Source organism: Rathayibacter sp. AY1C2, assembly GCF_002931195.1.
GTDB lineage: Bacteria > Actinomycetota > Actinomycetes > Actinomycetales > Microbacteriaceae > Rathayibacter.
Map to the genome: position 1 here is coordinate 72,097 of NZ_PSWG01000005.1, position 17,604 is coordinate 89,700.

Sequence of the window (17,604 nt, forward strand, 5' to 3'; positions counted from 1 at the left end):
GCGTCCGGTGCCGCTGCCGGAGGCCGGGGCAGGAACGGGTGCGCGGGCCGGTCCGGGTCCGCCCGGCGAGCAGGGGCACTGCGCGCGAGGCGGTAACCTCATCGCATGCCGGAAATCGATTGGAAGCCCCGCTCGCGCACCGTCACGGACGGCATCGAGGCCACGACGTCGCGCGGGATGCTGCGGGCGGTCGGGATGGGCGATGACGACTGGGAGAAGCCCCAGATCGGCATCGCGTCCTCGTGGAACGAGATCACCCCCTGCAACCTCTCGCTCGAGCGCCTCGCGCGCTCCGCGAAGGAGGGCGTGCACTCCGGCGGCGGCTACCCGCTCCAGTTCGGCACCATCTCCGTCTCGGACGGCATCTCGATGGGCCACGAGGGCATGCACTTCTCGCTCGTCTCCCGCGAGGTCATCGCCGACTCCGTCGAGACCGTGATGATGGCCGAGCGCCTGGACGGCACCGTCATGCTGGCCGGCTGCGACAAGTCGCTGCCCGGCATGCTGATGGCCGCGGCCCGCCTCGACCTCGCCGCCGTGTTCGTCTACGCCGGCTCGATCGCCCCGGGCTGGGTCAAGCTCTCGGACGGCACCGAGAAGGACATCACGATCATCGACTCCTTCGAGGCCGTCGGCGGCGTCAAGGCCGGGATCATGTCCGAGGAGGACGCCAAGCGCATCGAGTGCGCCTTCGCCCCGGGCGAGGGATCCTGCGGCGGCATGTACACCGCCAACACCATGGCCAGCGTGGCCGAGGCGCTCGGCATGAGCCTGCCCGGCTCCGCCTCGCCCGCCGCCGCCGACCGCCGCCGCGACTACTTCGCCCGCAAGTCCGGCGAGGCCGTCGTCGAGCTGCTGCGCAACGGCACCACGGCCCGCGACATCCTCACCAAGGAGGCGTTCGAGAACGCGATCGCGGTGGCGATGGCCTTCGGCGGGTCGACCAACGTCATCCTGCACCTGCTCGCGATCGCCAACGAGGCCGAGGTCGACCTCACGATCGACGACTTCAACCGCATCGGCGACACGATCCCGCACATCGGCGACCTCAAGCCCTTCGGCAAGTACGTCATGAACGACGTCGACCGCCACGGCGGCGTCCCGGCCGTGATGAAGGCGCTCCTGGACGCCGGGCTGCTCCACGGCGACTGCCTGACGGTCACCGGGAGGACGGTCGCCGAGAACCTCGCCGCGATGGACATCGCACCGCTGGACGGCGAGGTCATCCGCACCCTCGACAACCCGATCCACGCGACCGGCGGGCTCACCATCCTCAAGGGCTCGCTCGCCCCCGAGGGCGCGGTCGTCAAGACCGCCGGCTTCGACGCCTCCGTCTTCGAGGGTCCGGCCCGCGTGTTCGAGCGCGAGCGCGCCGCGATGGACGCTCTGACCGAGGGCCGGATCGAGAAGGGCGACGTGGTGGTCATCCGCTACGAGGGTCCCAAGGGCGGCCCCGGCATGCGCGAGATGCTCGCCATCACCGCCGCCATCAAGGGGGCCGGGCTCGGAAAAGATGTACTACTGTTGACGGACGGACGATTCTCAGGCGGCACAACCGGCCTGTGCATCGGCCACATAGCTCCCGAATCGGTGGACGCAGGTCCCATCGCATTCGTTCGCGACGGAGACCCGATTCGGGTCGACATCGCCGCTCGCTCGATCGACCTACTCGTCGACGAGTCCGAGCTCGCCGCCCGCCGAGAAGGCTGGGCCCCTCTCCCTCCGCGCTACACCCGCGGTGTCCTCGCCAAGTACGCCAAGCTCGTCCGCTCGGCAGCCGAGGGTGCCGTCACCGGGTGACCCGGCCCGCTCCGGCCGGCCGCGCACTCGCGTTCCCGGGCACTCGCCTCCGGCTCTGCCCGCCGCCGCACCACCTCCTGAAGGAATCGACACCCGCATGACTCCGGATCCGTCCGCCGTGCAGCCCGCACCGACGCCCCAGCCACCCCGACCCGCCCACGCTCCCGGGGCCGCCCCCGCGGCCGAGATCCTCACCGGAGCGCAGGCGGTCGTCCGCTCGCTCGAGATGCTCGGGATCGAGGACGTCTTCGGCCTGCCCGGCGGCGCGATCCTCCCGGTCTACGACCCGCTGATGGACTCCTCGAAGATCCGGCACATCCTGGTCCGCCACGAGCAGGGCGCCGGCCACGCCGCCGAGGGCTACGCCTCGGCGACCGGCAGGCTCGGCGTCTGCATCGCGACCTCGGGCCCCGGAGCGACCAACCTGGTCACCGCGATCGCGGACGCCTACATGGACTCGGTCCCGATGCTCGCGATCACCGGCCAGGTGTTCTCGACGCTCATGGGGACCGACGCGTTCCAGGAGGCGGACATCGTCGGCATCACGATGCCGATCACGAAGCACTCCATCCTCGTGACGCGTCCCGAGGACATCCCCTCGGCCCTCGCCTCCGCCGCGCTGATCGCCACCACCGGCCGCCCCGGCCCCGTGCTGGTCGACATCACGAAGGACGCGCAGCAGGACCAGGCGCCGTTCCTCTGGCCGCCGAAGATCGACCTGCCCGGCTACCGTCCGGTCACGAAGGCCCACGGCAAGCAGATCCAGGCCGCGGCCCAGCTGCTGGTCGAGTCGCGGAAGCCGGTGCTCTACGTGGGCGGCGGCATCATCCGCGCCCGCGCGGCCGCCGAGCTGAAGGCGTTCGCCGAGGCCTGCGGCGCCCCCGTGGTGACCACGCTGATGGCGCGCGGAGCGTTCCCGGACTCGCACGAGCAGCACCTGGGCATGCCCGGCATGCACGGCACCGTCCCCGCGGTGCTCGCGCTGCAGGAGGCAGACCTGATCCTCGCGCTGGGCTCGCGCTTCGACGACCGCGTGACCGGCAAGGCGGCGCTCTTCGCGCCCCACGCCAAGGTCGTGCACGTCGACATCGACCCGGCCGAGATCTCCAAGATCCGCACCGCCGACGTGCCGATCGTGGGCGACCTGAAGGACGTCCTCCCGGACCTCACCGACGCGTTCGCCAAGGCCTCCGCCGATGGCCGTGCCGACACCTCCGAGTGGTGGAGCTACCTCAAGGGCCTGCAGACGGAGTTCCCGCTCGGCTACACCGAGCCGAACGACGGCCTGCTCTCGCCGCAGTACGTCATCAAGCGCATCGGCGAGATCACCGGCCCCGAGGGCGTCTTCGCCTCCGGCGTCGGCCAGCACCAGATGTGGGCGGCGCAGTTCATCAAGTACGAGCGCCCCAACTCGTGGCTGAACTCCGGCGGCGCCGGCACCATGGGCTACTCCGTGCCCGCGGCGATGGGCGCCAAGGTCGGCGAGCCCGAGCGCACCGTGTGGGCGATCGACGGCGACGGCTGCTTCCAGATGACCAATCAGGAGCTCGCCACCTGCACGATCAACGACATCCCGATCAAGGTCGCGGTGATCAACAACTCCTCGCTCGGCATGGTGCGCCAGTGGCAGACCCTGTTCTACGAGGGCCGCTACTCCAACACCGACCTCAACACGGGTCACGACACCGTCCGGGTGCCCGACTTCGTGAAGCTCGCCGACGCCTACGGCGCGCTCGGCATCCGCGTCACGAAGCCGGAGGAGATCGACGACGCCATCCGCCTCGCCATCGCCACCAACGACCGGCCCGTGGTGATCGACTTCGTCGTCAGCCGCGACTCCATGGTCTGGCCGATGGTCCCGCAGGGCGTCTCCAACAGCTACGTCCAGTACGCCCGAGACCACAGCCCGACCTGGGACGACGAGGAGTAGACCCGCATGACGCACCACGTTCTCTCCCTGCTCGTCGAGGACAAGCCGGGACTGCTCACCCGTGTCGCCGGGCTGTTCGCCCGCCGCGGCTTCAACATCGAGTCGCTGGCGGTCGGTCCGACCGAGCTGGCCGGGCTCTCGCGCATCACGGTCGCCGTGGACGTCGAGGACCTGCCGCTCGAGCAGGTCACGAAGCAGCTCAACAAGCTCGTCAACGTGATCAAGATCGTCGAGCTCGACACCGACCAGTCGGTCCAGCGCGAGCACCTGCTCGTCAAGGTCCGCGTCGACAACGTCACGCGCTCGCAGGTGCTCGAGGCCGTCACGCTCTTCCGCGCCCGCGTGGTCGACGTCGCGACCGACGCCCTGGTGATCGAGGTCACCGGCGACACCGGCAAGACCAATGCGTTCCTGCGGGTGATCGAGCCCTACGGCATCAAGGAGATCGCGCAGTCGGGCCTGCTCGCCATCGGGCGCGGCTCCAAGTCGATCACCGAGCGCGTCTTCAAGAACTGACCGCGAACTCTCCACTACAGAAAAGGACTCACCACGTGACCGAGCTCATCTACGACGCCGACGCCGACCTCTCCATCATCCAGTCCAAGAAGGTCGCGATCGTCGGCTACGGCTCGCAGGGCCACGCGCACGCGCAGAACCTCCGCGACTCCGGCGTCCAGGTCGTCATCGCGCTGAAGGAGGGGTCGAAGTCGACCGCCAAGGCCGAGGACGACGGCTTCGAGGTCAAGAGCGTCGCCGACGCCGCGGCCTGGGCCGACCTGATCATGATCCTCGCGCCGGACCAGCACCAGCGCGCGATCTACAGCGAGCAGATCGCCTCCGCGCTGACCGAGGGCAAGACCCTCGCCTTCGCGCACGGCTTCAACATCCGCTTCGGCTACATCGAGGCGCCCGCGGGCGTCGACGTCATCCTCATCGCGCCGAAGGCCCCCGGCCACACCGTGCGCCGCGAGTTCGTCGCCGGCCGCGGCATCCCGGACATCATCGCCGTCGAGAACGACGCGACCGGCACCGCCTGGGAGACCGCGAAGTCCTACGCGAAGGCCATCGGCGGCACCCGCGCCGGCGTCATCAAGACCACCTTCACCGAGGAGACCGAGACCGACCTGTTCGGCGAGCAGGCCGTGCTCTGCGGCGGCACCTCGCAGCTCGTCCAGTACGGCTTCGAGACCCTCGTCGAGGCCGGCTACCAGCCCGAGATCGCCTACTTCGAGGTGCTGCACGAGCTCAAGCTCATCGTCGACCTCATGTGGGAGGGCGGCATCGCCAAGCAGCGCTGGAGCGTCTCCGACACCGCCGAGTACGGCGACTACGTCTCCGGCCCGCGCGTCATCGACCCGCGCGTGAAGGAGAACATGAAGGCCGTCCTCGGCGACATCCAGAGCGGCGCCTTCGCGAAGCGCTTCATCGGCGACCAGGACGCGGGCGGACCCGAGTTCCAGGAGCTGCGCGCCAAGGGCGAGAAGCACCCGATCGAGGAGACCGGCCGCGAGCTGCGCAAGCTCTTCGCCTGGAAGCAGACCGACGAGGACTACACCGACGGCAGCGTCGCGCGCTAGCCGCACCGCGTCGATCGGGGGAGCCCCGGTCCGACGAGGGACCCGTCCACCGGGATCCCCTCGCCGGGCCGGGGCTCCTCCGCGTCCGGGGCGCGACTACCGCTCGAGCTCGCGGACGAGACGGCGGAGACCGCCCTTCGGCGGGACGAGGACGGGGTCCGGCCACCGGGGCGAGAGGTGGTCGCCGAGCGTCACCCGGCGCAGCTTGCGGCCGACGAGGGGGAGGACCCAGTCGGCGGCCCAGCGGCGCTGCTCGCGCAGCCGTGCGCGGAGGCGGAGCGGCTCGGGGGCGTCCCAGGGCCCGGTCGAGATCGTGTGATGCACGCCGAGCGTGTCGAGCACTCGGCCGGCCAGGACGCGGTGGCCGCGCTTGGAGAGGTGCATCCGGTCGGGCGACCAGAGCACGGGGGAGTGGAACTCCCGCATCGCCCAGTAGTCGACGAGGATCGCGCCCCGCTCGCGGGCGATCCGGCGGACGGCGCTGTTGTAGAGGTGGTTGCGGCGCAGGAACATCCGCGGGGCGGGCAGTCCCGGGATGTCGACGCCGGTGAAGAGCACGAGTGAGGCGCCGGTGGTCGCGAGCGCGTCGACGAGCGCCTCGTAGCGGGTGATCAGATCGACGGTGTCGGTGCCGAGGTCGAGGATGTCGTTGCCGCCGGCGTACAGCGTGATCAGCGTGGGGCGGAGCGCGAGGGCGGGCGCGAGCTGGTCCTCGGTGATCTGGGCGAGGCGCTTCGAGCGGACGGCGAGGTTCGCGTACTCCCAGCCCGGCTCGGCCTTCGCCAGGCGCTCGGCGACGCGGTCGGCCCAGCCGCGCACCCCGTTCGGCAGGCGCGGGTGCGGGTCGCCGACCCCCTCCGTGAACGAGTCGCCGAGGGCGACGAAGCGGCGGCGGCGGTCGTCCATCCGCTCAGCCTCGCCCCCGGGGGAGGACGCGGGGTGTCCGCCGGGTGTCGGGGAGGCGGCGGCGGGCTCCGAGCCTCCTGCGAGGTGCGCGCGGCTAGGGTGTTGCGGTGATCGATGGTGGACCGGGCCGCTCCCCGGAGGACGACGACGCGGCGACCCCGCCGGCGGACCGCGGGCCGGACGCCGGCCCGGAGGACGACGCCGACGACGAGGCCCTGGAGTGGGCGGGCGAGGGCGCGGACCCGACGCTCGCCGCGGGGACGGCGCGCGTACGCCGGACGCCCCGCGCGGTCGCGGGGGCGGGCCCGGCGGACGACGGCTCGGACGACGACGACTCCGAGGACGAGGACCCCGACGACGAGGACCCCGACGACGAGGCCGCGTCCTCGTCCGCTCTGCTGATCGCCGCGGGCATCGCGGCCGGCCTCTACCTCCTGTACGCCATCGCCTGGGCGATCACGGCGACGCGGCAGTCGCCGGTCGCCGCGGCCGGCTTCGCGGGCGATGCGCTCGGCGGCGCCCTCTACTCGCTCGGGCTCTGGCTGGCGGTCCTGGCGCCGCCGGTGTGGTTCGCCGTGGTGCTCCTCGCCACCCGCGACTCCCGGGTGCGCACCCGCGTGCTCTGGCTGGTCGCCGGACTCGTCCTCCTCGCTCCGCTGCCGTTCCTCAAGGGGGCCTGATGACCGACTCGACCCGGGCCACCCTCGGCGGGACCGGCCGGCGCGACCGGCCCGGCCGGCGCCTGGCCGCCTCCGTCCTCGTCGCCGTGGTGTTCGCGCTCTTCTTCGCCTGGGACGTCTGGGAGGCGGTCGGCAACCTGATCGGCCTGCGCAGCTACGCGGCCTCCCTCGGCACCGACCTGAATCCGACGGGCTGGGCGGTGCTCCTGCTCGGCCTGGTGCTGCCGGTCGCCTGCTTCGTCGCCGCCGTCCTGCTCGGCCGCCGCCGGGGGCTCCCGGCGCGCGTCGGACTGCTCGCGGCGGCCCTCTGCCTCTCGGCGGCGCTCTCGCTCGACGTGCAGCTCGTCCTCGGCGTCGAGAGCCTGGTCTCGCTGAGCTGACCGGCGGCGTCACACGGCGCGGGGCGCGCGCACCCCTCCGCTACAGTGACGGGGGGCTGCCGACGCCCCCGCCTCGGTGCCCGCTCCGTCCCCTCTCCGAAGGAAGCGCCTCTCGTGACAAAGCCGGTCGTCCTGATCGCCGAAGAACTCTCGCCCGCCACCGTGGACGCGCTCGGTCCCGACTTCGAGATCCGCTCCGTGGACGGCACCGACCGCCCGGCGCTGCTCGAGGCCCTCGCCACGGCGCACGCGATCCTGGTGCGCTCCGCGACGCAGGTCGACGCGGAGGCGATCGCCGCGGCCCCCTCGCTCCAGGTGATCGCCCGCGCCGGTGTGGGCCTGGACAACGTCGACATCACCGCCGCGACCGCCGCGGGCGTCATGGTCGTGAACGCGCCGACCTCGAACATCATCTCGGCCGCCGAGCTCACCGTCGGCCACATCCTGAGCCTCGCCCGCCACATCCCCGCCGCCCACAGCGCGCTCGCGCAGGGCCTCTGGAAGCGCTCGAAGTACACGGGCGTCGAGCTCTACGAGAAGACCGTCGGCATCATCGGCCTCGGCCGCATCGGCGCGCTGATCACCGCGCGCCTGCAGGCCTTCGGCGTGAACGTCGTCGCCTACGACCCCTACGTGACCGGCGCCCGCGCCCAGCAGCTCGGCGTCACGCTCCTCTCCCTGGAGGAGCTGCTGGCCGAGAGCGACTTCATCACGATCCACATGCCGAGGACCCCCGAGACGACGGGCATGATCTCGGACGATCAGCTGGCGCTGATGAAGCCGTCGGCGTTCATCGTGAACGTGGCCCGCGGCGGCCTCATCGACGAGGACGCGCTGCACCGCGCGCTCGTCGCGAAGACCATCGCCGGCGCCGGACTCGACGTGTTCGTCAAGGAGCCGCCGACCGGATCACCGCTGCTCGCCCTCGAGAACGTGGTCGTCACTCCGCACCTCGGGGCCTCGACCGACGAGGCGCAGGAGAAGGCCGGCGTCTCGGTCGCCCGCTCGGTGCGCCTCGCGCTCTCGGGCGAGCTCGTGCCGGACGCCGTGAACGTCGCCGGCGGCGTGATCGACGAGTACGTGCGCCCCGGCATCCCGCTGGTCGAGAAGCTCGGCCAGGTCTTCTCGGGCCTCGCGGACTCGCCGGTCACCTCCATCGACGTCGAGGTGCGCGGCGAGCTCGCCGGCTACGACGTGAAGGTCCTCAAGCTGGCGGCTCTCAAGGGCGTGTTCACCAACGTGGTCTCGGAGACGGTGTCCTACGTCAACGCGCCGGTGCTCGCGGAGCAGCGCGGCATCGAGGTGCGCCTGATCACGGAGCCGGTCTCGGACGAGTACCGCAACGTGATCACGCTGCGCGGCGCGCTCTCGGACGGCTCGCAGATCTCGGTCTCGGGCACGCTGACCGGCACCAAGCAGGTCGAGAAGATCGTGGCGATCAACGGCTACGACGTCGAGGTCCCCCTCGCGAAGCACCTCGTCGTCATGAGCTACGTCGACCGCCCCGGGATCGTCGCGGTCTACGGCCGCGAGTTCGGCGACGCCGCGGTCAACATCGCGGGCATGCAGATCGCGCGCACCGAGGCGGGCGGCAAGGCGCTCTCGGTGATCACCATCGACTCCCCCGCCCCCGACGGCCTGCTCGAGAAGGTCCGCGTCGCGATCGACGCCGACCTCATGCAGGAGATCGACATCACCGAGCAGTGAGCACGCGGCGGTTCGCTCAGGTCGACGTCTTCGGCGCCGCGCCGTTCCGGGGCAACCCGGTGGCGGTCGTCGTCGACGGCGACGGCGTGGGCGACGCCGCGATGGCGGAGTTCGCGCGCTGGACGAACCTCTCCGAGACGACCTTCCTCCTCCGCCCGAGCGACCCCGCGGCCGACTACCGGCTGCGGATCTTCACGCCGGGCGGGGAGCTGCCCTTCGCCGGGCACCCGACCCTCGGGAGCGCGCACGCCTGGCTCGCGGCCGGAGGGACGGCCCGCGCGGCGGGGGAGCTCGTGCAGGAGTGCGCCGCGGGTCTCGTCCGGCTGAGGGTGACGGAGGAGGGCATCGCCTTCGCCGCCCCGCCCCGCCGGCGGACCGGACCGGTCGACGAGGCGACGCTCGAGCGGGTGGCTGCGGCTCTGCGGATCCCGCGCGCGGAGATCCTCGACCACGAGTGGGTCGACAACGGTCCCGGCTGGCTGGCCGTGCGGCTCGCGTCGGCGGAGCAGGTCCTCGCGCTGCGGCCGGACCAGGCTCTCCTCGCCGGGCTCCCCGTCGGCGTCGTGGGCGAGCATCCGGCGGGAGGCGAGTGCGCGGTCGAGGTGCGGGCGTTCATCCCCGACGCCGGTGTGTCCGAGGACCCGGTGACGGGGAGCATCAACGCGGGGATCGCCCAGTGGCTGATCGGCAGCGGCGTGCTGCCCGAGCGCTACACGGCCGCTCAGGGGGCGGCGTTGGGCCGAGCCGGGCGCGTGCGCGTCGAGAGCACGGACGGCGCGATCTGGATCGGCGGCGCGACGGTGACCCTGATCGACGGGGTCGTCGAGCTGTAGCGGGTACGCCGGGGGCGGCGCGGCTCAGCTCCCGAGGAGGCGCTGGACGACCGCGAGGACGTCCTCGGCCTCGCCGCGCGACTGCGATCCCGTGGGGAGCAGGGCGGAGTTGTAGTAGAGCCCGTCGCTCATCAGGACGATCGCCCGGGCGACGAGCGGGTCGCCCACGGCGTCGGCGACCACCTCGTTCCAGCTGTCGTGGATCCGCGCGAGGCCCCCGCTGGCGCGCTCGTCGTGCCCCTGCGCGATGCGCGACACGGCGAGGATCGTGCGGTCGAAGGCCGAGTCGGCGGCGAAGGAGGTGCGCAGCAGGTAGGCGACCACGCCCTCGGGAGCAGCGAGGCTCTGCGCGACGTCCGCCTCCCGCCGCGCGTCGAGGCGCTGCAGGAGCCCGTCGACGAGGGCGTCCTTCGAGGGGAAGTGGTAGAGCAGCCCGCCCTTGGAGACTCCGGCCTCGCGGGCGACGGCGTCGAGGGTCGCGGCGCGCTCGCCCTGCTCGATAAGGAGCTGCTCGAACGCGTCGAGGACGCGGTCGCGGGCGGGGGCAGGAGGCACGGCGACCATCCTACGGCGGATCAGTGGCGACTGTACCGGCTGGACGGTATACTCTCTCCGTTCTCCTCTGAAAGGTCGTCCCCGTGTCCGCGCGCACCGCTCCCGTCTGCACCCACGACACCGCCGGCGCCGCCGACCGGGTCGGGCGACGCGCCTGGGTGGCGCTCGCGGTGCTGATGCTCCCGGTGCTGCTGGTCTCGGTCGACAACACGGTGCTGAACTTCGCGCTCCCCTCGATCGCCGAGGATCTGGGCCCCTCCGGCACCGAGCTGCTGTGGATCGTCGACGCCTACCCGCTGGTGCTCGCGGGCCTGCTGGTGGCGATGGGCAGCCTCGGCGACCGCGTCGGGCGGCGGCGCCTCCTGCTGGTCGGCGCGGTCGGCTTCGCCGCCGTCTCGGTCGTGGCCGCGTTCGCTCCCACCGCCGCGGCGCTCATCGGCGCCCGCGCGGCACTGGGCTTCTTCGGCGCGATGCTGATGCCCTCGACGCTCTCGCTCCTGCGCAGCGTCTTCCCCGACCGCGACCAGCGCCGCCTCGCGATCGCCATCTGGGCGACCGGCTTCGCCGTGGGCTCGGGCATCGGCCCTCTGGTCGGCGGCGTGCTGCTCGAGCACTTCCCCTGGGGGTCGGTGTTCCTGCTCGCGGTGCCCGTGCTGCTCCCGCTGGTCGTCCTGGTGCCGATCCTGGTGCCGGAGTCGCGCGACCCGCAGCCCGGCCCGGTCGACGTGGTCAGCATCCTGCTGTCGCTGGCGACCATGGCGCCGGTCGTCTACGCGGTCAAGTCCTTCGCCGAGCACGGGATCGACGCGGTCGGCGTCGCGGCGCTCGTCGTGGGCGTCGTCTCGGGAGCTCTGTTCGTCCGCCGCCAGCAGCGCCAGGCCTCGCCGATGCTCGATCTCTCGCTCTTCCGCCGCGGCTCGTTCAGTGCGGCGATCGTGGTCAACCTCCTCAGCGTCACCGCGCTGGTCGGCGGGCTCTTCTTCCTCTCGCAGCACCTGCAGCTCGTGGTCGGGCTCTCGCCCCTGGAGGCGGGCCTCGTGCTCGTGCCGGGCCTCGCCGTGATGATCCTGGCCGGGCTCGGCGTGGTGCCGATCGCGCGCCGCGTCGCTCCGCGCCTCGTCGTCCCGGCCGGACTGCTGGTCTCGGCCGTCGGGTACATCCTGCTGGCCCTCGGCAGCGGGGCGCCCGGAGGGGCGTCCGCGCTCACCGTCGCCGTCGCCTTCGCGTTCCTCGGCCTGGGCATCGGTGCGGCCGAGACGGTGTCGAACGAGCTGATCCTGGCCAACGCGCCCGCCGACAAGGCCGGTGCGGCCTCCGCCGTCTCCGAGACCGCCTACGAGCTCGGTGCCGTCCTCGGCACCGCGACGCTCGGCACGGTCCTCACCGCCGTGTACCGCGGGGGAGTCGTGCTGCCCGAGGGCCTCGACGCCGCGCAGGCGCAGCGGGCCGGGGAGACCCTCGGCGGCGCCGTCTCGGTCGCCGGCGAGCTGCCCGCCGACTCCGCCGCGAGCCTCGTCGCGTCGGCGAGCGCGGCGTTCGACTCGGGCGTCGGCTGGTCGGCCTGGCTCGGTGTCGTCCTCGTGCTGGCCGCCGCCGCGGTCGGCGCCTGGCGCCTCCGCCGGAGCTGAGGCTCCTCCTCTCCTCCCGAGGGAGGCCGCCCGGGACGCGCAGCGCCTCCCGGACGGCCCTCGCCAGCCCGACGGGGGCGCGTGCCCCGGACCGCGGCGCGGGCGGGCCGCGAGTACGCTGGGGGGACTCCGACCCCGTACGCCTGAGGACCGCCATGCCCCGCACCGTGAAGCTCGCCGTCATCCCCGGAGACGGGATCGGGCCCGAGGTGACCGCCGAGGCCGTCAAGGTCCTCGACGCCGTCACCACCGACTCCGACCTGGTGCTCGAGACGACCACCTTCTCGCTCGGCGCCGCCCGCTACCTCGAGACCGGCGACGTCCTCACCGACGAGGACCTCGCGGCGATCGCGGGGCACGACGCGATCCTCCTGGGCGCCGTCGGCGGAGCACCGGGCGACCCGCGCCTCCGGGACGCGAACATCGAGCGCGGGCTGCTCCTGCGGCTGCGCTTCGAGCTCGACCACTACGTCAACCTGCGGCCCACCCGTCTCTACGCGGGCATCGCCTCGCCGCTCGCGGCTCCCGGCGAGGTCGACTTCGTGGTCGTCCGCGAGGGCACGGAGGGCCCCTACGTCGGCACCGGCGGCTCGATCCGGCAGGGCACCCCGCACGAGGTCGCCAACGAGGTGTCGGTCAACACCGCCTACGGGGTCGAGCGCGTCGTCCGCCACGCGTTCGAGCTCGCCCGCGCGCGGCGCTCCCGGCTGACGCTCGTGCACAAGACGAACGTCCTCGTCTTCTCCGGCTCGCTCTGGAAGCGGATCGTCGACGAGGTGGGGGCCGCCTTCGAGGACGTGGCCGTCGACTACCTCCACGTGGACGCCGCCACGATCTTCCTCGTGACCGACCCTGCTAGGTTCGACGTCATCGTCACCGACAACCTCTTCGGCGACATCCTGACCGATCTGGCCGGCGCGATCAGCGGCGGCATCGGACTCGCGGCCTCGGGCAACATCAACCCCGACGGCGCGTTCCCCAGCATGTTCGAGCCGGTCCACGGATCCGCGCCCGACATCGCCGGACGGCAGCTCGCCGACCCGACCGCCGCGATCCTCTCGGCTGCGATGCTGCTGGACCACCTCGGCCGGAGCGACGAGGCCGCCCGCGTCACCGCGGCCGTGACCGCCGACATCGAGTCGCGCGACGGCACCCCGCGCTCCACGGCCGCGATCGGCGACTCCGTCGTCGCCCGCCTCCGCTGATCCCCCGCAGAAGGACACCACCACGATGAGCACCGACTCCGCCCCCGCCGACCTCGCCTTCGAGGTGACCGCCGCCCCCGCGCCCCGCTCCGCCGAGGAGCGCGCCCGGATCCTCGCGAACCCCGGCTTCGGCATGCACTTCACCGACCACATGGTCGGCCTCCGCTGGACCCGCACGGACGGCTGGCACAGCGCCCGCGTCGAGCCCTACGGCCCGCTCGCGCTCGACCCCGCCGCCGCCGTCCTGCACTACGCGCAGGAGATCTTCGAGGGGATGAAGGCCTACCGCCACGAGGACGGCTCCGTCTGGACCTTCCGCCCGGAGGCGAACGCGCGCCGCCTGCAGCGCTCGGCCCGCCGCCTCGCGCTGCCGGAGCTCCCGACGGACCTCTTCGTCGAGTCGCTGCGGCAGCTGATCGCGGTCGACGGCGACTGGGTCCCCTCGGAGCCGGAGACCAGCCTCTACCTGCGCCCGTTCATGTTCGCGCAGGAGGCGTTCCTCGGCGTGCGCGCGGCCGAGGACGTCGGCTACTACGTGATCGCCAGCCCCGCCGGCGCCTACTTCTCGGGCGGCGTCGCCCCCGTGTCGATCTGGCTCTCCACCTCCTACGCCCGGGCGGGCAAGGGCGGCACGGGAGCGGCGAAGACGGGTGGCAACTACGCCTCCTCCCTCCTCCCGCAGCAGGAGGCCTACAGCCACGGCTGCGCGCAGGTCCTCTTCCTCGACTCGCAGGAGTCGCAGTGGATCGAGGAGCTCGGCGGCATGAACGTGGTGCTGGTGAAGAAGGACGGCACGCTGGTCACCCCGGAATCGGACTCGATCCTCGAGGGCATCACGCGCGACAGCGTCCTGCAGCTCGCCGAGGACCGCGGCCACCGCGTCGAGCGGCGCCGCGTGAGCATCGACGAGTGGCGCGACGGAGTGACCTCCGGCGACGTGGTCGAGGTGTTCGCCTGCGGGACCGCCGCCGTGATCACCCCGATCGCCGAGCTCAAGGGCGAGGGCTTCTCCGTCGGCCGCGAGGGCGCGCCCGCCGGGGAGCTCACGATGTCGCTCCGCGAGGAGCTGACCGGCATCCAGTACGGACGCCGCGAGGACACGCACGGATGGATGACGAGGCTGGACGCATGAAGATCGCACGATTCGCCACGCAGCGCGACGGGGACAACGGGGGAGCGATCCACTTCGGGATCGTGGACGAGGACGACCTGGTCGTGCTCGCCGGCGACCCGATGTTCGCCGGGTTCGACACCACGGGGGAGCGCATCCCGATCGCGGAGGCGAAGCTCCTCGCGCCGGTGATCCCGCGCTCCAAGGTCGTCGGCATCGGGAAGAACTACGCCGACCACGCGGCTGAGATGGGCGGTGACGCCCCGGCGGAGCCGCTGGTGTTCCTCAAGCCGAACACGTCTGTCATCGGCCCGGACGAGGCGATCGTCCTCCCCGAGGACAGCCAGCAGGTGGAGTTCGAGGGCGAGCTGGCGATCGTGATCGGCGCCGTGGCCCGCAACGTCCGCGCAGAGGACTACGAGGACGTGGTCTTCGGGTACACCATCGCCAACGACGTCACCGCGCGCGACCTCCAGCGCTCCGACGGCCAGTGGGCGCGGGCGAAGGGCTACGACACCTTCTGCCCGCTCGGCCCGGTCATCGAGACCGAGTTCGTCTGGAACGAGAGCGCGATCGAGACGCGCGTCAACGGGCGCGTGCAGCAGTCGGGCAGCACCGGCGACATGATCCACGGGGTGCCCGAGCTCGTGGCCTACGTCTCGCGCATCTTCACGCTGCTCCCCGGGGACGTGATCCTCACGGGGACGCCCGCCGGCGTCGGGCCGATCGCGAACGGGGACACCGTCGCGGTGGACGTCGAGGGCATCGGCACGCTGTTCAACCCGGTGGTCGTCCGGCGCTGAGCCCGGGCCCTCCTCCGCGGAGGGACGAGCGCCTCCGGCCCGCGCGGATCCTCGGACCGCGCGGGCTGGACGCGCTCGAGCGGGACGTCAGTCGGTGCTCGCCGGGTCGCTGCCGACCGCGCCCTCGGTCTCGTCCGGCAGGTCGGCGTCGCCGGAGACGGTGTCCCCTCCGCTGTCGCCGTCGGTCACGGCGTCCGTGACACCGCGGTCGATCGCGGTGCCCCCGGGAGCGGCCCCCGCTGCGGAGGCGTCGGCCGCGTCCTCGCCGGGCAGCACCGTCTGCGCGCCGCCGGTGTTCGGGGCGGCGTCGCCGCCGGATCCGGGAAGGTCCTCGTTCACGTTCTGGTCGGCCATGTCGGCTCCTCTCGTCGGGGCTCCAGCCCAGCACGCGACGGGCCCGTCCGCAGGACGTTGACAGCGCGGGAGCGAGGGGGCAGAGGCGGGCCGTGAGGCCGGGCGACGCGCCTTCACCGTGCTCCCCGGCGCTGTCAAGCGGACTGCCTCCGGGGCCGTCTGGTCGTAGCGTCGAGCTATGAACTCCTCCCGTACCGACTCCGTCAGCCGCATCGCCCGGGAGGACTTCGGCTGGTCGTCGCTGCTCCCCGGTCAGCGCGAGGCGATCGAGTCGGCGGCCTCCGGGCGCGACACGCTGCTGGTGCTGGCGACGGGCGGCGGCAAGTCCGCGGTCTACCAGATCGCCGGAGCCGAGCGCGGCGGCGTCGTCCTGGTCGTCTCCCCGCTCGTCGCCCTGCAGGCCGACCAGCTCGCCGCGATCGAGGCGGCTCCGGCGGCCCCGCCCGCCGTCGCGATCAACTCCTCCCAGGGCGCCGCGGCCGTCGCCCGCGCCTGGGACCGGATCGACGAGGGCGGCCCGCTCTACGTGCTCCTGGCGCCCGAGCAGCTCGCCAAGCCCGAGAACGTGGCGCGCCTGGCGGCCGCGGGAGTGTCGCTCCTGGTCGTTGACGAGGCGCACTGCGTCTCCTCCTGGGGCCACGACTTCCGCCCCGACTACCTCCGCCTGGCCGATGTGCGCGGCGAGCTCGGCGACCCGCCGGTGCTCGCGATGACCGCCACCGCCTCCGGGCCGGTGCGCGACGAGATCATCGAGCGCCTCCGGATGACCGACCCCGAGATCCAGGTTCACGGCGTCGACCGTCCGGAGATCCGGCTGGTGGTGCACCGCCACGAGAGCGAGAACGAGAAGCGCGCCGCCGTGGTCGAGGAGGCGCGCAGCTGGACGGCTCCGGGCCTGGTCTACGTCGCCACCCGCAAGGAGACGGAGGCCTACGCGGCCGACATCGCGGCGGAGGGGCGCCGGGTCGCGGCGTACCACGCCGGACTCAAGGTGTCCGAGCGCAAGGTCGTGCACGAGCAGTGGCGCGCCGGCGAGCTCGACGTCGTCGTCGCGACCTCGGCCTTCGGAATGGGCATCGACCGGGCCGACGTCCGCTTCGTGCTGCACGCGACGACCACCGAGTCGCTCGACGCCTACTACCAGGAGATCGGCCGCGCGGGCCGCGACGGCGAGCCGGCCACGGGCGCGCTGCACTACCGCGCCGAGGATCTGGGTCTCCGCCGCTTCTTCGCCAAGCGCTCGGTCGACAAGGCCGCGCTGCGCGTGATCTGGGCGGCCGTCTCGGAGCAGCCGGGGCTCGACACCGCGGCTCTCGCGAAGGAGCTGGGGAAGCCGGCCCGCACGATCGCCCGGATCGTCAACGATCTCGCGGACGCGGGGCTGGTGGAGACCGGCTCCGGACTGCGCGCGACGCGCGAGGCCTCGGGCGACGAGGCCGTGCACGCGGTGAAGGAGGCTCTGGCCTCCCGCGAGCGGATCGCGGAGTCGCGCCTGTCGATGATGCGCGCCTACGCGGAGACCAGCCAGTGCCGCCGCCGAGTCCTGCTGGACTACTTCGGCGTGGAGTCGGCCGAGTGGTGCGGCAACTGCGACGGCTGCGAGCGGCACGAGGCGAGCGGCGAGACCGTCGAGGCGCCCGTGGACGCCCCTCTGAACGTCGACGAGTCGGTGGAGCACCGCGAGTGGGGCGCCGGCACCGTGATGAGCGTGGAGGCCGACCGGGCGACGATCTTCTTCGAGTCCGAGGGCTACAAGGTGCTGTCGTTCCAGGCGCTCGAGTCCGGCGTCCTGCGCGAGCGCGAGCACGCCTCCGCCTGACCCCGGCTCTCCGCGCCGGCCGATCGCCGCTCGCGGGACGCCGCTCCGGTGCGGCAGGCACGGCGTGCCGTGCACCGGAGCGGCGTCCCGCGGAGGGGGTCAGACCTTCGAGACGGCCGAGCTCACGTCGGTGGGCTTCTCGTAGTCGCCGTCCGGGATCGCACGGAGGGCCTCGAGGACGTCGCCGTCCGCGCCCTCCTTCTCCGCGGTCTCGACGATCGTGTCCTTCGAGGCGGGGTAGTCGATGCCCGAGAGGTACTTCTGGATCTGGATCGGGTTGGGTGCGTCCATCGTGCTGTCCTTTCGTCGCCTTGCT

General features: G+C 72.6%; 17 protein-coding genes. 13 read left to right on the forward strand and 4 right to left on the reverse strand.

What is annotated here, in order from left to right; genetic code table 11:
• Positions 1-105: 105 nt before the first annotated feature.
• The 4 genes from ilvD (at position 106) to ilvC (ending at position 5,307) form a co-directional block, all read left to right on the forward strand.
• Positions 106-1,800, forward strand: a complete 1,695-nt coding sequence (gene ilvD / locus C5C55_RS05675; protein ID WP_104233215.1) for a dihydroxy-acid dehydratase — start codon at positions 106-108, stop codon at positions 1,798-1,800.
• A gap of 97 nt (positions 1,801-1,897) precedes the next feature.
• Complete coding sequence (locus tag C5C55_RS05680) at positions 1,898-3,730, forward strand: acetolactate synthase large subunit (protein WP_104233216.1); 1,833 nt, start codon at positions 1,898-1,900, stop codon at positions 3,728-3,730.
• Between the two features lie 6 nt (positions 3,731-3,736).
• Complete coding sequence (ilvN, locus tag C5C55_RS05685; protein WP_104223540.1) at positions 3,737-4,246, forward strand: acetolactate synthase small subunit; 510 nt, start codon at positions 3,737-3,739, stop codon at positions 4,244-4,246.
• 35 nt (positions 4,247-4,281) lie between these two features.
• Positions 4,282-5,307, forward strand: coding sequence for a ketol-acid reductoisomerase (ilvC, locus tag C5C55_RS05690; RefSeq protein WP_104223539.1), 1,026 nt, complete (start codon positions 4,282-4,284; stop codon positions 5,305-5,307).
• Positions 5,308-5,403: 96 nt separating this feature from the next.
• Here the strand turns inward: ilvC and C5C55_RS05695 are convergent, their stop codons facing one another.
• The gene (locus C5C55_RS05695; RefSeq protein WP_104226248.1) at positions 5,404-6,213 is read right to left on the reverse strand and encodes an SGNH/GDSL hydrolase family protein; all 810 of its coding nucleotides are present in this window, start codon (positions 6,211-6,213) and stop codon (positions 5,404-5,406) included.
• Between the two features lie 107 nt (positions 6,214-6,320).
• Here C5C55_RS05695 and C5C55_RS05700 point away from each other — a divergent pair, with 107 nt between their 5' ends.
• The 4 genes from C5C55_RS05700 (at position 6,321) to C5C55_RS05715 (ending at position 9,813) form a co-directional block, all read left to right on the forward strand.
• Positions 6,321-6,893: a hypothetical protein gene (locus tag C5C55_RS05700; RefSeq protein WP_104233217.1), complete on the forward strand. Its 573-nt coding sequence runs from the start codon at positions 6,321-6,323 to the stop codon at positions 6,891-6,893.
• On the forward strand, positions 6,893-7,273 hold the full coding sequence (locus tag C5C55_RS05705) for a hypothetical protein (RefSeq protein WP_104233218.1): 381 nt from the start codon (positions 6,893-6,895) through the stop codon (positions 7,271-7,273). Before C5C55_RS05700 ends, C5C55_RS05705 begins: the two co-directional genes overlap by 1 nt.
• Positions 7,274-7,387: 114 nt before the next feature.
• Positions 7,388-8,980 carry a phosphoglycerate dehydrogenase gene (serA, locus tag C5C55_RS05710; RefSeq protein WP_104233219.1) on the forward strand — a complete coding sequence of 531 codons (1,593 nt, stop codon included), beginning with the start codon at positions 7,388-7,390 and terminating at the stop codon, positions 8,978-8,980.
• Positions 8,977-9,813, forward strand: coding sequence for a PhzF family phenazine biosynthesis protein (locus C5C55_RS05715; RefSeq protein WP_104233220.1), 837 nt, complete (start codon positions 8,977-8,979; stop codon positions 9,811-9,813). The genes serA and C5C55_RS05715 overlap by 4 nt, the downstream gene beginning before the upstream one ends.
• 24 nt (positions 9,814-9,837) lie before the next feature.
• Here the strand turns inward: C5C55_RS05715 and C5C55_RS05720 are convergent, their stop codons facing one another.
• On the reverse strand, positions 9,838-10,377 hold the full coding sequence (locus C5C55_RS05720) for a TetR/AcrR family transcriptional regulator (protein ID WP_208543367.1): 540 nt from the start codon (positions 10,375-10,377) through the stop codon (positions 9,838-9,840).
• Positions 10,378-10,451: 74 nt separating this feature from the next.
• Here C5C55_RS05720 and C5C55_RS05725 point away from each other — a divergent pair, with 74 nt between their 5' ends.
• The 4 genes from C5C55_RS05725 to C5C55_RS05740 all read left to right on the forward strand — a co-directional run bounded on the left by C5C55_RS05725 (position 10,452) and on the right by C5C55_RS05740 (position 15,115).
• Positions 10,452-11,996 carry an MFS transporter gene (locus tag C5C55_RS05725; protein WP_258072505.1) on the forward strand — a complete coding sequence of 515 codons (1,545 nt, stop codon included), beginning with the start codon at positions 10,452-10,454 and terminating at the stop codon, positions 11,994-11,996.
• A 155-nt stretch (positions 11,997-12,151) separates the two neighbouring features.
• Entirely contained in the window at positions 12,152-13,201 is a 1,050-nt protein-coding gene (locus C5C55_RS05730; protein WP_104233221.1) for a 3-isopropylmalate dehydrogenase, read from the forward strand.
• Between the two features lie 25 nt (positions 13,202-13,226).
• Positions 13,227-14,333, forward strand: coding sequence for a branched-chain amino acid aminotransferase (locus C5C55_RS05735; protein ID WP_104233222.1), 1,107 nt, complete (start codon positions 13,227-13,229; stop codon positions 14,331-14,333).
• Positions 14,330-15,115, forward strand: coding sequence for a fumarylacetoacetate hydrolase family protein (locus C5C55_RS05740; RefSeq protein ID WP_104233223.1), 786 nt, complete (start codon positions 14,330-14,332; stop codon positions 15,113-15,115). Before C5C55_RS05735 ends, C5C55_RS05740 begins: the two co-directional genes overlap by 4 nt.
• Before the next feature lie 87 nt (positions 15,116-15,202).
• On the opposite strand, the gene C5C55_RS05745 is transcribed toward C5C55_RS05740, so the two are convergent.
• Positions 15,203-15,469, reverse strand: coding sequence for a hypothetical protein (locus tag C5C55_RS05745; RefSeq protein ID WP_104233224.1), 267 nt, complete (start codon positions 15,467-15,469; stop codon positions 15,203-15,205).
• A gap of 178 nt (positions 15,470-15,647) precedes the next feature.
• Here C5C55_RS05745 and C5C55_RS05750 point away from each other — a divergent pair, with 178 nt between their 5' ends.
• A complete protein-coding gene (locus C5C55_RS05750) occupies positions 15,648-17,288 on the forward strand; it encodes a RecQ family ATP-dependent DNA helicase (RefSeq protein WP_104233225.1) in 1,641 nt (546 codons plus the stop codon).
• Positions 17,289-17,387: 99 nt separating this feature from the next.
• On the opposite strand, the gene C5C55_RS05755 is transcribed toward C5C55_RS05750, so the two are convergent.
• Positions 17,388-17,579 (reverse strand): DUF2795 domain-containing protein, encoded by a 192-nt coding sequence (locus tag C5C55_RS05755; protein WP_104223528.1) that lies wholly within the window; start codon positions 17,577-17,579, stop codon positions 17,388-17,390.
• Between the last annotated feature and the right edge of the window lie 25 nt (positions 17,580-17,604).

Bases quoted from the DNA above. Each gene is read 5' to 3' on its own strand.
- C5C55_RS05740 (WP_104233223.1), top strand. From the start codon at position 14,330: ATGAAGATCGCACGATTCGCCACGCAGCGCGACGGGGACAACGGGGGA.
- C5C55_RS05755 (WP_104223528.1), bottom strand. From the start codon at position 17,579: ATGGACGCACCCAACCCGATCCAGATCCAGAAGTACCTCTCGGGCATC.
- C5C55_RS05680 (WP_104233216.1), top strand. From the start codon at position 1,898: ATGACTCCGGATCCGTCCGCCGTGCAGCCCGCACCGACGCCCCAGCCA.
- C5C55_RS05695 (WP_104226248.1), bottom strand. From the start codon at position 6,213: ATGGACGACCGCCGCCGCCGCTTCGTCGCCCTCGGCGACTCGTTCACG.
- C5C55_RS05720 (WP_208543367.1), bottom strand. From the start codon at position 10,377: ATGGTCGCCGTGCCTCCTGCCCCCGCCCGCGACCGCGTCCTCGACGCG.
- C5C55_RS05750 (WP_104233225.1), top strand. From the start codon at position 15,648: ATGAACTCCTCCCGTACCGACTCCGTCAGCCGCATCGCCCGGGAGGAC.
- C5C55_RS05745 (WP_104233224.1), bottom strand. From the start codon at position 15,469: ATGGCCGACCAGAACGTGAACGAGGACCTTCCCGGATCCGGCGGCGAC.
- C5C55_RS05705 (WP_104233218.1), top strand. From the start codon at position 6,893: ATGACCGACTCGACCCGGGCCACCCTCGGCGGGACCGGCCGGCGCGAC.
- ilvN (WP_104223540.1), top strand. From the start codon at position 3,737: ATGACGCACCACGTTCTCTCCCTGCTCGTCGAGGACAAGCCGGGACTG.
- C5C55_RS05730 (WP_104233221.1), top strand. From the start codon at position 12,152: ATGCCCCGCACCGTGAAGCTCGCCGTCATCCCCGGAGACGGGATCGGG.
- C5C55_RS05735 (WP_104233222.1), top strand. From the start codon at position 13,227: ATGAGCACCGACTCCGCCCCCGCCGACCTCGCCTTCGAGGTGACCGCC.
- ilvD (WP_104233215.1), top strand. From the start codon at position 106: ATGCCGGAAATCGATTGGAAGCCCCGCTCGCGCACCGTCACGGACGGC.